General features: G+C 59.1%; 13 protein-coding genes. 3 read left to right on the top strand and 10 right to left on the bottom strand.

What is annotated here, in order from left to right:
• Positions 1 to 58 precede the first annotated feature (58 nt).
• The 5 genes from ACWR1S_RS29850 to kdgD form a co-directional block, all read right to left on the bottom strand.
• Positions 59 to 1,000, bottom strand: a complete 942-nt coding sequence (locus ACWR1S_RS29850) for an AEC family transporter (protein WP_454566013.1) — start codon at positions 998 to 1,000, stop codon at positions 59 to 61.
• A 263-nt stretch (positions 1,001 to 1,263) separates the two neighbouring features.
• Entirely contained in the window at positions 1,264 to 2,817 is a 1,554-nt protein-coding gene (gene garD, locus ACWR1S_RS29845) for a galactarate dehydratase (RefSeq protein WP_454566012.1), read from the bottom strand.
• 11 nt (positions 2,818 to 2,828) lie between these two features.
• Positions 2,829 to 4,193, bottom strand: a complete 1,365-nt coding sequence (locus ACWR1S_RS29840) for an MFS transporter (RefSeq protein ID WP_034154459.1) — start codon at positions 4,191 to 4,193, stop codon at positions 2,829 to 2,831.
• Positions 4,194 to 4,354: 161 nt separating this feature from the next.
• Positions 4,355 to 5,800: an aldehyde dehydrogenase family protein gene (locus tag ACWR1S_RS29835; protein WP_454566011.1), complete on the bottom strand. Its 1,446-nt coding sequence runs from the start codon at positions 5,798 to 5,800 to the stop codon at positions 4,355 to 4,357.
• Positions 5,801 to 5,875: 75 nt separating this feature from the next.
• Positions 5,876 to 6,787 carry a 5-dehydro-4-deoxyglucarate dehydratase gene (kdgD, locus tag ACWR1S_RS29830; RefSeq protein WP_016984321.1) on the bottom strand — a complete coding sequence of 304 codons (912 nt, stop codon included), beginning with the start codon at positions 6,785 to 6,787 and terminating at the stop codon, positions 5,876 to 5,878.
• A 296-nt stretch (positions 6,788 to 7,083) separates the two neighbouring features.
• Here kdgD and ACWR1S_RS29825 point away from each other — a divergent pair, with 296 nt between their 5' ends.
• On the top strand, positions 7,084 to 7,464 hold the full coding sequence (locus tag ACWR1S_RS29825) for a hypothetical protein (protein WP_454566010.1): 381 nt from the start codon (positions 7,084 to 7,086) through the stop codon (positions 7,462 to 7,464).
• Positions 7,465 to 7,616: 152 nt separating this feature from the next.
• A complete protein-coding gene (locus ACWR1S_RS29820) occupies positions 7,617 to 7,973 on the top strand; it encodes a hypothetical protein (protein WP_454566009.1) in 357 nt (118 codons plus the stop codon).
• A 3-nt stretch (positions 7,974 to 7,976) separates the two neighbouring features.
• Here ACWR1S_RS29820 and ACWR1S_RS29815 read toward each other — a convergent pair whose 3' ends face one another.
• The 4 genes from ACWR1S_RS29815 to ACWR1S_RS29800 form a co-directional block, all read right to left on the bottom strand.
• Positions 7,977 to 8,726 (bottom strand): FadR/GntR family transcriptional regulator, encoded by a 750-nt coding sequence (locus ACWR1S_RS29815; RefSeq protein WP_175559635.1) that lies wholly within the window; start codon positions 8,724 to 8,726, stop codon positions 7,977 to 7,979.
• 190 nt (positions 8,727 to 8,916) lie between these two features.
• Positions 8,917 to 10,644 (bottom strand): ABC transporter ATP-binding protein/permease, encoded by a 1,728-nt coding sequence (locus ACWR1S_RS29810; RefSeq protein WP_454566008.1) that lies wholly within the window; start codon positions 10,642 to 10,644, stop codon positions 8,917 to 8,919.
• 96 nt (positions 10,645 to 10,740) lie between these two features.
• The gene (locus ACWR1S_RS29805; protein WP_003221630.1) at positions 10,741 to 11,301 is read right to left on the bottom strand and encodes a response regulator transcription factor; all 561 of its coding nucleotides are present in this window, start codon (positions 11,299 to 11,301) and stop codon (positions 10,741 to 10,743) included.
• Positions 11,294 to 12,556, bottom strand: coding sequence for an ATP-binding protein (locus ACWR1S_RS29800; protein WP_007915316.1), 1,263 nt, complete (start codon positions 12,554 to 12,556; stop codon positions 11,294 to 11,296). The genes ACWR1S_RS29805 and ACWR1S_RS29800 overlap by 8 nt, the downstream gene beginning before the upstream one ends.
• 316 nt (positions 12,557 to 12,872) lie before the next feature.
• On the opposite strand from ACWR1S_RS29800, the gene ACWR1S_RS29795 reads away from it, so the two are divergent.
• The gene (locus ACWR1S_RS29795; RefSeq protein WP_034154452.1) at positions 12,873 to 13,589 is read left to right on the top strand and encodes an SIMPL domain-containing protein; all 717 of its coding nucleotides are present in this window, start codon (positions 12,873 to 12,875) and stop codon (positions 13,587 to 13,589) included.
• 182 nt (positions 13,590 to 13,771) lie between these two features.
• Here the strand turns inward: ACWR1S_RS29795 and ACWR1S_RS29790 are convergent, their stop codons facing one another.
• Positions 13,772 to 14,137, bottom strand: coding sequence for a DUF6124 family protein (locus tag ACWR1S_RS29790; protein WP_454566007.1), 366 nt, complete (start codon positions 14,135 to 14,137; stop codon positions 13,772 to 13,774).
• Positions 14,138 to 14,501 lie beyond the last annotated feature (364 nt).

Genomic DNA, 14,501 nt, shown 5'->3' with positions numbered 1-14,501 from the left:
TGGTGGGGCGAGTCCATACATAGGAGCTGCCGCAGGCTGCGATCTTTTGATCTTGCCTTTATATCCACCCACCCCACTGCAAAACAAAGATCCCGATATTGGTGGTAATCGCCGCCATCAACGTCGTCATCACGATAATCGCCGCCGCCAGCTCATGATTGCCCTGCGCCGCCCGGGCCATGACAAAACTCGCCGCCGCCGTCGGGCTGCCGAAGTACAAAAACAGAATCCCCAGTTCCGCCCCGCGAAATCCCCACAACCACGCGCCGAGCGTCGCCAGCACCGGCAAGCCGACCATCTTCACCAGACTCGAACTCAGCGCCATGCTACCGCTCTTGCGCAACGCCGCCAGCGACAGCGTGCCGCCGATGCAGATCAGCGCCAGCGGCAAGGTGGTCTGCGCCAGATACTGCCCGGAAGTCTCCAGCCATCCCGGTAAACCGATTTTGAAATAGGCAAACGGTGCCGCCGCAATCACGCTGATGATCAGCGGATTGCTGAACACGCTTTTGCAGATGCTCCACGGATCGGACTTGATCACCGGGCTGTAAACCGCCAGCACGATGGTCGACAGGGTGTTGTAAAACAGGATCACCAGCGCCGCGAGAATCGCCCCGAGGGAAATCCCGTAATCGCCGTACATGCTCGCCGCCAGTGCCAGACCGATCACACCGTTGTTACCGCGAAATGCACCCTGGGTGTAGATGCCGCGATCTTCACGCGGGCAACGAAAAATCGCCCAGCCCCAGGCGAGGGCAAAACTGGCCAGCGTGGCGAGCGAGAAGTAGATCAGCAGGGACGGTTGCAACGCGGCGTGCAGGTCGGCGTGCAGAATGCCGAGGAACAGCAGCGCCGGCATGGTCACGTTGAACACCAGCGACGAGGCGGTGTGGATGAAGTTGTCGTTGATCCAGTCGATGCGCTTGAGCAGCACACCGAGAAACAGCATGGCAAACACCGGCGCGGTGATGTTCAGGGTTTCGAGGAAAATTGCCAGCATGCCGGGGAGCCTTGGGTGAGCGTCGTTAGGGGCCAATGATAAAGCAAAAGCCCCTCACCCTAACCCTCTCCCAGAGGGAGAGGGGACTGACCGCGGGATATTCAATAATTTCACCGACCTGAAATGACATCGCTGAATCCAGAACTGCCTGTAGCAGGCCATAATCAACTCGATATTTCAGGTCGATGTACAGCGCCAGACAACTCGGTCGGCCCCCTCTCCCTCCGGGAGAGGGCTGGGGTGAGGGCCAGGCCGGTCACGCATCAGGTAATCGGCGCCGGGTTGAACAACGTAATGTCGTTATGCAGCTTGTGTTTCTCCGCCCACGTCTGCTGTTTGCCGCTCGCCACATCCAGATAGTAGTGAAACAACTCCCAACCCAACTCCTCAATGGTCGCGCGCCCTGTAGCAATCCGCCCGGCATCGATGTCGATCAGATCAGGCCAACGCTGCGCCAATTCCGTACGCGTCGAGACCTTCACCACTGGCGCCATCGCCAAACCATACGGCGTGCCACGCCCGGTGGTGAACACATGCAGGTTCATCCCCGCCGCCAACTGCAACGTCCCACAAACAAAATCACTCGCCGGCGTCGCACAGAAAATCAAACCCTTCTGCTTGAACCGCTCGCCAGGGCCGAGCACGCCATTGATCGCGCTGCTACCGGATTTGACGATCGAGCCCAGCGACTTCTCGACAATGTTCGACAGCCCGCCCTTCTTGTTGCCCGGCGTGGTGTTGGCGCTGCGATCTGCTTCACCCTTGGCCAGGTAACGGTCGTACCAGTCCATCTCACGCACCAATTCCTCGGCAACGGTTTTGCTTTCGGCACGTGAAGTCAGCAGGTAAATCGCATCGCGCACTTCGGTGACTTCGGAAAACATCACCGTCGCCCCCGCGCGCAACAACAAGTCCGAAGCGTAGCCCAGCGCCGGGTTGGCGGTGATCCCGGAAAACGCATCGCTGCCGCCACACTGCATGCCGAGGATCAGTTCGGACGCCGGCACGGTTTCGCGACGACGCTGGTCGAGTTTCTTCAGGCGCACTTCAGCCAGCGCCATGATCTGCTCGATCATCTCGGTGAAACCGTGACTGGAATCCTGCAAGCGATACAGCCATGGATCACTGAGATCCACGGAGGCATCGTCCTCGTGCATCACCTGCCCGGCCTGCAATTTCTCGCAGCCCAGACTGATCACCAACGCCTCGCCACCGAGGTTCGGGTTGCGCGCCAGATTGCGCACGGTGCGGATCGGGATGTAAGCGTCGGTGGCGGTAATCGCCACGCCGCAGCCGTAACTGTGAGTCAGCGCCACCACGTCATCGACGTGCGGGTACTTCGGCAGCAGTTCTTCCTTGATGCGTTTTACCGCGTGATCAAGCACGCCGGTAACGCACTGCACCGTGGTGGTGATGCCGAGAATATTGCGCGTGCCGACGGTACCGTCGGCGTTGCGATAACCCTCGAAGGTGAAACCTTCCAGCGGTGCCTGCGCGTCCGGCACGTCGGTGGACAGCGGCAAGCTGTCCAGCGGCGGCGCGGTCGGCATACGCAGTTGATCTTCCTTGACCCAACTGCCACGGCGAATCGGCTGCAACGCGTAGCCAATCACCTGACCGTAGCGAATCACCTGGCCGCCCTCGGGAATGTCTTCCAGAGTGACCTTGTGGCTCTGCGGCACAAATTCCAGCGTCACCAGGCCATCGGCAAATTCAGTGCCGGCCGGTGCGCCCTGGTCGTTGACCACTACCACCACATTGTCCCGCTCGTGCAGGCGGATGTGGCGCGGCGAGTCGGAATGTTCAATCAACTGCATGACGCCGCTCCTCAGGAATGCGCTTGAGACAATTTACCGGTGGCTTCAGTACCGCCGTTGGTTGGCGGCTCTTTGAGTACCACACGTTTGATCGGGCCGACGATGACCAGATAGCTGAACACCGCCACCAGTGCGTTGGCACCGACAAACACCAGCGCCCATTTGAACGAACCGGTGGAGCTGATGATGTAGCCAATCACGATCGGCGTGGTAATCGAAGCGATGTTGCCGAAGGTGTTGAACAGGCCACCGCTCAGGCCGGCGATCTGTTTTGGCGAGGTGTCGGAAACCACCGCCCAGCCCAGTGCGCCAACGCCTTTGCCGAAGAAGGCCAGAGCCATGAAGCCAACCACCATCCATTCCACATCGACATAGTTGCAGGCCACGATGCTGCTGGAAACCAGCAGGCCAGCGATGATCGGTGCTTTACGGGCGAAGGTCAGCGAGTGGCCCTTGCGCAGCAGGTAATCGGAAATCACCCCACCGAGCACGCCGCCGATGAAGCCGCAGATTGCCGGCAACGAGGCGATGAAACCGGCCTTGAGAATGGTCATGCCACGCTCTTGCACCAGGTACACCGGGAACCAGGTCAGGAAGAAATAGGTGATGCCGTTGATGCAGTACTGGCCCAGATACACACCGAGCATCATGCGGTTGGTCAGCAGCTGACGGATGTAATCCCATTTCGGGCCATCAGCCTTTTTGCCTTGCTTGACGTCCATGTCGACCATGCCGCCGTTGTCGGCAATGAACTGCACTTCGGCTTCGTTGGCCAGCGGGTGTTGACGCGGGCTGTGGATAACCTTCAGCCAGATGCCAGAGAAGACGATGCCGAACACGCCCATGACGATGAACACGTGTTCCCAGCCAAAGGAGTAAACGATCCAGCCCATCAGCGGTGCGAACAACACGGTGGCAAAGTATTGCGCCGAGTTGAAGATCGCCGAAGCGGTGCCACGTTCAGCGGTCGGGAACCACGCCGCGACAATGCGCGCGTTACCGGGGAACGAAGGCGCTTCAGCCAGACCGACCAAAAAGCGCAGCATGAACAGCGCAACGATGGCGGTGGACATGCCGAACTCACCGACAAAGCCTTGCAGCACGGTGAACAGCGACCAGGTGAAAATGCTCAGCGCATAGACTTTTTTCGAGCCGAAGCGATCGAGCAGCCAGCCACCGGGAATTTGCCCGGCCACGTAGGCCCAACCGAATGCGGAGAAGATGTAGCCGAGGGTGACTGCGTCGATGCCCAGATCTTTTTGCAGGCTGGAGCCGGCGATGGCGATCGTGGCACGGTCGGCGTAGTTGATCGTGGTCACCAGAAACAGCATGAGCAGGATCAAATAGCGGACGTGAGTCGGCTTGGACGATTGCATGTAGATGTACTCCCACTGATTATTTTTATGCGCGGGTGAATCTTCTTTGGTCTTGCATCTATTCCCTGTAGGAGCTGCCGAAGGCTCGGGCCGCGATCGGACGATCTTTTGATCTTAAAAGATCGCAGCCTTCGGCAGCTCCTACAGGGGTATTGCGTGTATCAGGAGCCGATGTAACTGGTCTTCACGACCGTGTAGAACTCTTGCGCATAGCGGCCTTGCTCACGTGATCCATAGGATGAACCTTTACGGCCACCGAACGGAACGTGGTAATCGACGCCAGCGGTCGGCAGGTTGACCATGACCATCCCGGCTTGCGAATGGCGCTTGAAGTGGTTGGCGTACTTCAGCGAGGTGGTTGCAATACCCGCCGACAGACCGAACTCGGTGTCGTTGGCCATCGCCAGCGCCGCGTCGTAGTCAGCTACGCGAACGATGTTGGCCACCGGGCCAAAGATCTCTTCGCGGCTGATGCGCATCGACGCTTCACTGTCGGCAAACAGCGTTGGCGCGAGGAAGTAGCCTTCGGTATCGCAAGTCACCAAGCCACCGCCGCTGACCAGACGCGCACCTTCGGACTGGCCGATATCGATGTATTTCATGTCCTGTTCCAGTTGCGCTTGCGAAACCACTGGACCAATATCGGTGGCGGATTTCAGCGCGTGGCCGACCTTGATCGACTTCATGCGCTCAGCCATGGCTTCAACGAACTTGTCGTGAATCCCGGCGGTGACGATCAATCGGCTCGACGCGGTGCAACGCTGGCCGGTGGAGTAGAACGCGCTCTGCACCGATAACTCGACCGCTTGCTTGAGGTCGGCGTCGTCGAGAATGATCTGCGGGTTCTTGCCGCCCATTTCCAACTGAACCTTGGCTTGGCGCGATACGCAGTTGACCGCGATCTGACGACCCACGCCCACCGAACCGGTGAAGCTGATGCCGTCGACTTTCGGGCTCTGCACCAGCGCATCGCCAACCACGCGACCGCTGCCCATTACCAGGTTGAACACACCAGCCGGGAAGCCTGCGCGGGAAATGATTTCCGCCAGTGCCCAAGCGCAGCCCGGCACCAGATCGGCCGGTTTCAACACCACGCAGTTGCCGTAGGCCAGTGCCGGGGCGATTTTCCACGCAGGAATCGCGATCGGGAAGTTCCACGGGGTGATCAAACCAACCACGCCCAGTGCTTCGCGGGTCACTTCAACGTTGACGCCCGGACGCACCGACGGCACGTAGTCGCCGGACAGGCGCAGGCATTCACCGGCGAAGAATTTGAAGATGTTGCCGGCGCGGGTCACTTCGCCGATGGCTTCAGGCAGGGTCTTGCCCTCTTCCCGGGCCAGCAGGGTGCCGAGTTCTTCGCGACGGGCAAGGATTTCCGTGCCGACTTTATCCAGCGAATCGTGACGGGCCTGGATACCCGAAGTCGAATACGCCGGGAATGCCGCGCGGGCGGCGTCGATGGCAGCGTGAACCTGAGTCAGGTCAGCCTTGGCGTAATCGCCGATAGTGTCGCTCAGTTCGGACGGGTTGATGTTGGCCGAGTAGTCGGCACCGGCAACCCATTCGCCGTTGATGTAGTTGTCGTAGCGTTTTGCATTTGTCACAGGGGCAGCCCTCAAACCTAAAAGCCTTTACGCAAAAAGCCGCTGATTACTCAGCGGCCGCGTTTTTGTCGGGTGTTACTGCGCACCTTGCTTGTCGATCAGCGCAGCGAGCATTTCGTACTCTTCGCCAGTCAGATCGGTCAGCGGTGCCCGCACCGGGCCTGCGTCATAGCCGGCGATTTTTGCGCCTGCCTTGACGATGCTCACGGCGTAACCGGCCTTGCGGTTGCGGATGTCGAGGTACGGCAGGAAGAAGTCGTCGATGATCTTGCCGACGGTGGCGTGATCTTCACGGGCGATCGCGTGGTAGAAGTCCATCGCGGTTTTCGGAATGAAGTTGAACACCGCCGAGGAGTAAACCGGCACGCCCAGCGCCTTGTAGGCCGCGGCGTAGACTTCGGCGGTCGGCAGACCACCCAGGTAGCTGAAGCGATCACCGAGGCGGCGACGGATCGACACCATCAACTCGATATCGCCCAGACCGTCCTTGTAACCGATCAGGTTCGGGCAGCGCTCGGCCAGACGTTCCAGCAGCGGCGCGGTCAAGCGGCAAACGTTGCGGTTGTAGACAACCACGCCGATGTTGACCGATTTACACACGGCTTCAACGTGAGCGGCAACACCGTCCTGGCTGGCTTCGGTCAGGTAGTGCGGCAGCAGCAACAGGCCTTTGGCGCCCAGACGTTCGGCTTCCTGAGCGTATTCGATGGCCTGACGGGTCGAACCACCGACACCGGCGAGGATCGGCACGCTGGTTTCACAGGTGTCGACGGCAGTCTTGATGATTTCCGAGTATTCGCTGGCAGCCAGGGAGAAGAACTCACCGGTGCCACCGGCGGCGAACAAGGCTGAAGCGCCATACGGAGCCAGCCATTCCAGGCGTTTGATGTAGCCCGCGCGGTTGAAATCGCCCTGCGCGTTGAAATCGGTCACCGGGAAAGACAACAGGCCGGCAGAGAGGATGGACTTCAGTTCTTGTGGATTCATTATTCGAACACCCTGGTAGCAACGTTTTTTGTGATTGGTCCGTTCAGCCTTTGCTGAAGTTGTAGGTCATCGTACAACTTAAATAATAACCGTCAACTGCATTTCATCGTTGTGGGTGTTTTTTTGTCGAACAAAACTGTTTAAGGCTTTGCAGGATTCGCCGCGAAAGCCCGTGTTTAAAGGGTTCCAGCGCGGAAACGTCTGGTCAAGATTCGTTTACTGAGTGCTGGAGAAACGCCGGGTAAGGTGCGACGACTGCCACGAAGGATCGTGGCGGACCTTCGAAGGAAACCGAAATGTTTGTGAATTATGCTGCGCCGACCCTCGCGCAAATCGCCTCTTCTGCCTCTGCCCCCCTCACCCTTCAGCTATCCGCGCTACCCGATGTATTGATCGTACAGGTTCCGGATTCGAGTGATTTTCCGGCGAACTGGAGTGTTTATCCGATTCTCGGCAACGACCCGGAAGAGCCGGAGTGGGCAGGTGAAGAAGTGAACACCGGCACCTGGGACGATGCCGAGGACGAGATGGAAAAACTGACGGGGATCGAGTTGCAGATACCTAAAGAGACGCTGCGGCCGTACCTGAACAGAGAGGTTGAATTGCGCTACAAGTTTTGCGATGAGTCGAGTATGGAGCCGTTTTCGCAGGTGTTGAGGTTGCGGATCGAGGGCTGAATCTTGTCGTGCGGGAGCGGCGACCGTTCGTCGGAACTGGTATTTCTTACAGGTGTGTAAGAGGGCTTCGCGCTTCTTAAATAGCAGCGCGCGGGTGACATCAATGCGCCGGCGCTTTCGATAACCAAAAGCTCAATAGAAGGATCTTGACCATGAACGCACAAACTCAAACCTTGCCAGCCCCGACTCTCGAGCAAGCCGAAAAAGGCACAGTCTACATTAGCCGACTTTCCGACCCGACAGATGCCTTAGTCCCTGCAGGACATGACGCCTCTGTAGGTGACCAATTGCAGCTATCCCTCGAGAGAACTCAAGGCGCTCCCTGGAATAGCAAACTATTCCTTATTACTCATCACCATGTCGGGAAGCCCATTGCGTTTGCGATCCCGAAGAGTGCGTTTGCAGTAGGTGTGGTAGCGGGTGAACAAGCCACCTTAACGTACAAAATCACCAAACCGTCTGGTATTGAAGTGATCTCTTCAGAAGCCAAATTCAAACTGGAGCCTTAACCCTCAGCCCCTCTGCGCCTGCGCCTCTTCATGGGCCTGGCGCAGTCTTTCACGGCTGTTGGTCAGGTGCAGACGCATCGCCGCACGCGCCGCATCGGAATCCTGACGGGCAATCGCGTCGTAGATTTCTTCGTGCTCACGGCTCAGGCGGCTCATGTAGTGCTGCTGATCATCATGGGCCAGGCGCGCCGAATTCAGCCGCGTACGCGGAATGATGCTGGTGCCCAGGTGGGTCATGATGTCGGTGAAATAACGGTTGCCGGTGGACAGGGCGATTTCCAGATGGAAGGCAAAGTCCGACGCGACCGCATCACTGGCATGGGCTGCGCTTTCGTTAAGCGCATCGAGGGCGGCGCGCATGGTTGCCAGTTGCTCGGCACTGCGGCGTTGCGCGGCAAGGCCGGCAGATTCCACTTCGAGGCTGATGCGCAATTCGAGAATCGCCAACACATCACGCAGGGTGACGACGGTGGCCGGGTCGATGCGGAAACCACTCGGGCTTGGCGTGTCGAGCACGAAGGTGCCGATGCCGTGGCGGGTTTCCACCTGGCCGGCAGCCTGCAGACGCGAAATCGCCTCACGCACCACAGTGCGGCTGACGCCATGGGCTTCCATGATCGCTGACTCGGTGGGCAGTTTGTCACCGCGCTTGAGCAGGCCATCGCGGATCTGCTCGCTCAGCACTGTCACCAGTTCCTGGGCCAGACTGCGGCGCTTGCGCGGGAGGCGCGGGGTGTCGATCAGGTTTTCCATGGTGTGCATCTAGTCTCGAAAATTCGGCTTGTGGGCATCATAGCTCAAGCGGGTTGTACGATCACTTTCCGGTTTATATCGCTTTATGTAGGAGTGAGCCTGCTCGCGATGACGTCCGCACATTCAGCATCAATGTGACCGACCCAACGCTATCGCGAGCAGGCTCACTCCTACAGGGGTTTAGCGGTGATCAGGCAGTCTCGGTCTGTTCAACCAAATGTCCGCTGTCGATCCGCACATGCCGTGGATGGAAGCGTTTCAAGCTGCTGCGATGGCCGACACTGACAATGCTCAGCCCCGGCAACTGGTCAATCAGCGCCTGATACAGCGTCGCTTCATCTTCCTCATCCATCGCCGACGTCGCTTCATCCATGTACAGCCATTGCGGTGCGTAAAGCATTGCGCGAGCGAAGGCCAAACGTTGCTGCTCGCCCGGCGAGAGCATGCGTTGCCAGTGATTGGCCTCGTCCAGCCGCGCGACCAGATGCGGCAAGCGGCAGGTCTCCAGCACTTGTGCATAACGTTCCGGCGCGTAAGTGTCGCCCGGTTGTGGATAACTCAACGCCTCGCGCAGAGTGCCAATCGGCAGATACGGCTTTTGCGGCAGGAACAGATAACGCGCCGCCGGCAAACGGATGTTGCCGTGCCCTGCCGGCCACAAATGCCCCATCGCCCGCAGCAGCGTCGACTTGCCGCTGCCGGAACGGCCGCTGAGCATCACCCGTTCACCCGGTTCGACGGTCATGTCGGCGCTGGTCAGCAGATGACGGCCATCGGCCAGATCCAGACCGAGGTTGTGCACCTTCAATTCGCTGCCCTGATTCTGCACATCAATGGCCGGGGTGCGCTCTTCGTTGTCGGTCATGGCCTGACGGAAACTCAGCAGACGATCACACGTCGCGCGCCACGCGGCCAGATCCGAATACGCACTGATGAACCAGCTGAAATTCTCCTGCACGTTGCCGAACGCCGAGTTGATTTGCATCAGCTCGCCCAGCTCGATCTTGCCCGCCAGATAACGTGGGGCCGCGACGATGAATGGGAAAATAATGGCGATCTGGCCGTAGCCGGAAGTGAAGAACGTCAGGCGCTTGGACACGCGCATGATGTCCCAGAAGTTGTGCCAGACCAGCCCGAAACGGCTGCTCAAACGACGATTTTCGTTCGGCTCGCCGTTGTACAAGGCAATGCTTTCGGCGTTCTCTCGCACGCGCACCATGGAGAAACGCAGGTCCGCTTCGAAGCGTTGTTGTTGGTTGTTCAGGCCGATCAAGCGTCGACCGATCAGGTGCGTCAGCCAACTGCCGACGGCGGCATAAATCAGCGCACACCAGAACATATAACCGGGAATCTCGATGCCGAACACTTCAATGCTGCCCGACACGCCCCACAAAATGATCGAGAACGACACCAGACTGACCACGGTTCGGATCAGCCCAAGGCCCAGGCTCAGGGTGTTGGCGGTGAAGGTGTTGAGGTCTTCGGAAATCCGCTGATCCGGGTTATCGGTGTAACCGCCCTGCTCCAGCTGATAGTAGTTTTTGTGGCCGAGCCAGCGCTTGAAGTGGTTCTCGGTCAACCACGCCCGCCAGCGAATCGTCAGCATCTGTGTCAGGTAGAGACGATACACCGCACCGAGGATCGCCACCGTGGCAATCCCGCAGAAATACAGGATCAATTGCCAGAACGCGGCCTCATCCTTCTTCTGCAGCGCGTTGTAGAAATCCTTGTACCAACTGTTGATCCACACCGAAATCGCCACGCTGAACAGCGACAGCGCGATCACGGCAATCAGCAACGTCCAGGCCTTGCCCTTCTCTTCGCTGCGCCAGTAAGGCGTGGTCATCGCCCACACTTTACGAAAAAACTGCCCGCGCACAGCATCGTTGACCGCGGAATATTCAGCGTTCTGATTCATGGATAAGGCTCGATATAGAAAAGAACAGACACGCACCGATCATAGTAGATCGGTGCGTTTTATCGCGAGGGCTGGCGATAGTCGTTCAGCGCAGGTTCAGCGACGAACCGGGCGCTTCTGCAGTTTGCGCTGCAAGGTGCGGCGGTGCATGCCCAGGGCACGGGCAGTGGCGGAGATGTTGCCTTCGTGTTCGGTGAGCACGCGCTGGATGTGTTCCCACTGCAGGCGGTCGACCGACATCGGGTTTTCCGGCACCAGACTGTCGAGGTCGGCGTGCTCGGACAGCAACGCAGCCAGCACATCGTCGGCGTCGGCCGGTTTGCACAGGTAGTTGCACGCGCCGCGCTTGATTGCTTCGACCGCAGTGGCAATGCTCGAATAACCGGTGAGGATCACCACGCGCATTTCCGGGTCCAACTCCAGCAGTTTGGGCAACAGCACCAGACCGGAGTCGCCGTCCATTTTCAGGTCGAGCGCGGCGTAATCAGGCAGATCGGCCTGGGCGATGGTCAGGCCTTCCTCGGCAGAACCGGCAGTGCTGACGCGAAAGCCACGGCGAGCCATGGCACGGGCCATCACTCGGGTAAACGTTGCGTCGTCGTCGACCAGCAGCAAATGCGGCAGTTCTTCGCCTTCGACTTGGATTTCGTCACTCATGTTGGTCTCCTCGGGCGCCGTGGGGCAGGCGCAGCTCGGTGAGCGTGCCGCCTTCCTCATGACTATAGAGTTTCACTGAGCCGCCGGCGCGTGTCACGCTGGCCTTGCTCAAAAACAGGCCCAGGCCGAAACCTTTGCCCTTGGTGGTAAAAAACGGTTTGCCGATCTGCTCGGCGATGGCCAGCGGCACACCGGCGCCGTGGTCACGAATGCTGATGGTCAGGTTCTCGACGTCCCAGTCCAGGGTCACTTTGAGATTTTCCGGGCAGGCATCGGCGGCGTTGTTGAGCAGATTCAACAGCGCCTGAGTCAGATCCGGCGGCGGCGCCATGCGCGGCACGGTGCCTTGGCCGAGGCGGTGGAAGCGATAACTGGCCTCCGGACGCATCAGGTGCCAACGGTTCAACGCTTCGTCGAGCCAGTCGGTGACATCCTGCATCTCGACGGCCAGGCGACGATTGGCTTCGGCGGCCCGCACCAGTTGCTGCAAGGTTTCCTTGCAGAGCTTGACCTGATCCTGCAGCACTTTCAGATCGTCCTGCAGCATCGGGTCGGGATGATCCTGCTGCATCTCCTTGAGCAACACGCTCATGGTCGCCAGCGGCGTGCCGAGTTCATGGGCGGCGCCGGCGGCCTGGGTGGCGACGGCCAACAATTGCTGATCACGCAGGCCTTCTTCACGACGGATCGCACGTAATTCTTCCTGACGGCGTAGCTCTTCAGCCATGCGTGCGGCGAAGAACGTAATCACCGCCGCTGCCAGTGCAAAGCTCAGCCACATGCCGTAGATCTGCAGATTCTCGCGAGCGACCGGCAAGGTTTCCAGTGGATAGAAACGCGTCAACATCACGGTGTACAGCGCCAGCGCGATGCCGGACAAGATCACCGAATAACGCCACGGCAGCGTCACCGCAGCGATGGTCAGTGGCACCAGGTAATAAGAAACAAACGGGTTGGTCGAACCGCCGGAGAAATACAGCAGCGCACTGTGGATCACCAGATCACAGGCCAGTTGCAGGGCGTATTCAAGTTCGGTCACCGGCCACGAAGTGCGCAAGCGCACGGCGGTGAACACACAAAGCAGCGTCGAGCAGCCGAGGGTCATCGCCAGTTGCACCCACGGCAACGGCAACAACTGCAGCCAGTAGGCCAAGCCAACGGAGCCAGCCTGCGCGGCGAGCACCAGAGTGCGGATGAAAGTCAGTCGCCAGAGGTTCTGGCGAGTGGCGGAAGTCAGTTGTACGGGGGCGAGCATGAGCTCTCCTGATGAGCGCTCCAGGCGGATCGCACGGAGTATAACCAAGCCGCGCGCCCGAGAGGCGAAAGTGCGGCAAACGACCACATGGCGAAAACATCTTCGGCGGCTATAAGGGCCTCTTCGCGAGCAAGCTCGCTCCCACAGGGGGAATGCATTTCAAAGGTGGGCGCGAGCCTGCTCGCGAAGGGCTGCGCAGCGGCCCCGGCGATGTGTATAGAAGTTGTAACTGGGCGAACCGGATCATAAAAGCTAGAGTCTGATGGTTTCACGCAGGCCCCCGAACCATCACCTGCGCCCTCATCAAGGAGCTTTCATGCACACATTTCGCCGCAGCGCCGCCCTTCTCGCCCTGACCGTCGGCAGCGTCGCCAGCCTTCCGGCCCTGGCCGCCGATGAGCTGCACTACAACCAGATTTCCCTGCGCGCCGAAGTCAGCACGGAAGTCGCCCGCGACCTGATGATCGTCACCCTCTACACCGAAGAACAAAACACCGACCCGGCCAAACTCGCCGCCGACATCAGCACCACCATGAACAAGGCCTTGGCCCAGGCCAAGCAAGTCAAAGACATCACTCTGCGCCAAGGCAGCCGCAACAGTTACCCGATCTACGACACCAAGGGCCAGAAGATCACCGGCTGGCGTGAACGCGCCGAACTGCGCCTGGAAAGCTCTGACTTTGCCGCGCTGTCCAAACTCACCGGCGAACTGCTCGGTGATCTGAAAATGGGCGGCATGGACTTCGCCATCGCCGACCCGACCCGTAAATCCAGTGAAGACCAATTGCTCAAAGAAGCCGTGACCGCCTTCAAGGCCCGCGCCCAACTGGCCACCGATGCACTGGGCGGCAAGGGTTACAAAATCGTCAACCTGAACCTCAACAGCAACGGTTATCCACAACCGTACCTGCGCGCGCCGATGATGATGAAAGCGGCGGCCATGGACTCGGCGCCGGTGACGCCGGAAGTTGAAGCGGGCACCAGCCAGGTCAGCATGACGGCCGATGGCTCGATTGAAGTGTTGATGCAGTGATTTGATCTGGTCTGAATGAAAAACCGCCGATCGGTGAATGATCGGCGGTTTTTTTGTGCCTGGGATTTGCTGTGGATGAACCACCGTCTTCGCGAGCAAGCTCGCTCCCACAGTTTGAAATGCATTCCACCTGTGGGAGCGAGCTTGCTCGCGAAGAACGATAACGCGGTGGAGCAGACTGATTATGTCTGCGGATCAACCCGATCCAGCGCCCGATTCACCGCCAACTCGGCCAGCATGATGATCTGCTGAATCGCCAACGCCGTATTACGCTCGGGCCGGCCCAGTTGATCGGCAAAGTTACCGGTTAACGTGTTCGCCGACGCCAGTGATTCACAGGCATGCGCCAACAGACTTTCGGTGTCGATGTTCGGCTGGATCAGGAACATCGTGCTGGGCTGCCGGGGTTTGAGGGGTTCGGGGCTGAGGTAGAAATCCAGGGCGCGTTTGATGGCTTCGCGGGTTTTGATCTGGTCGTCGGCGCGGATGGCGTCTTCGAGTGGGGTTGTGGGTTCGAGGGGGGGATCGGGGACAATTTTATCTTTCATATAAATCTGCTCGTCATTCGAGCCGCCCTTAGCCATTTCTCACGTGGCAAAGGGTGGCAGCTATGTGCGGAGTGAGAAACCGGTGAGCAGAAAACCGGCCAGACCGAAGTCTGCCCGCACACAGCCGCCATAAGGCATTGCGACAGCGAATACGCCGGCCGCAATTATGGTCTTACTGGTGCTAGTTTCAAGCTCGGCGGGTTCTCACACCCGATCACTGAACATTCAGCGACAACCAGAGCCTAGAGAGCCCACGTCCGACGGACAACCTGAAAACATTGTGGGAAGGTTCTGGTTATCTGACACAGATTTAAACAGCCAAAAGCCAACCCTCACCCTAGCCCTCTCCCGGAGGGAGAGGGGA

It is taken from the genome of Pseudomonas sp. AIG, from assembly GCF_977020205.1.
Note: the sequence above shows the minus strand (reverse complement) of the source record. Positions and strands in the feature narration are given on the sequence as shown.

What these genes read in the sequence shown, in the direction of transcription:
- ACWR1S_RS29850 (WP_454566013.1), bottom strand. Translation starts at nt 1,000, where the DNA reads ATGCTGGCAATTTTCCTCGAAACCCTGAACATCACCGCGCCGGTGTTT.
- garD (WP_454566012.1), bottom strand. Translation starts at nt 2,817, where the DNA reads ATGCAGTTGATTGAACATTCCGACTCGCCGCGCCACATCCGCCTGCAC.
- ACWR1S_RS29840 (WP_034154459.1), bottom strand. Translation starts at nt 4,193, where the DNA reads ATGCAATCGTCCAAGCCGACTCACGTCCGCTATTTGATCCTGCTCATG.
- kdgD (WP_016984321.1), bottom strand. Translation starts at nt 6,787, where the DNA reads ATGAATCCACAAGAACTGAAGTCCATCCTCTCTGCCGGCCTGTTGTCT.
- ACWR1S_RS29825 (WP_454566010.1), top strand. Translation starts at nt 7,084, where the DNA reads ATGTTTGTGAATTATGCTGCGCCGACCCTCGCGCAAATCGCCTCTTCT.
- ACWR1S_RS29820 (WP_454566009.1), top strand. Translation starts at nt 7,617, where the DNA reads ATGAACGCACAAACTCAAACCTTGCCAGCCCCGACTCTCGAGCAAGCC.
- ACWR1S_RS29815 (WP_175559635.1), bottom strand. Translation starts at nt 8,726, where the DNA reads ATGGAAAACCTGATCGACACCCCGCGCCTCCCGCGCAAGCGCCGCAGT.
- ACWR1S_RS29810 (WP_454566008.1), bottom strand. Translation starts at nt 10,644, where the DNA reads ATGAATCAGAACGCTGAATATTCCGCGGTCAACGATGCTGTGCGCGGG.
- ACWR1S_RS29805 (WP_003221630.1), bottom strand. Translation starts at nt 11,301, where the DNA reads ATGAGTGACGAAATCCAAGTCGAAGGCGAAGAACTGCCGCATTTGCTG.
- ACWR1S_RS29800 (WP_007915316.1), bottom strand. Translation starts at nt 12,556, where the DNA reads ATGCTCGCCCCCGTACAACTGACTTCCGCCACTCGCCAGAACCTCTGG.
- ACWR1S_RS29795 (WP_034154452.1), top strand. Translation starts at nt 12,873, where the DNA reads ATGCACACATTTCGCCGCAGCGCCGCCCTTCTCGCCCTGACCGTCGGC.
- ACWR1S_RS29790 (WP_454566007.1), bottom strand. Translation starts at nt 14,137, where the DNA reads ATGAAAGATAAAATTGTCCCCGATCCCCCCCTCGAACCCACAACCCCA.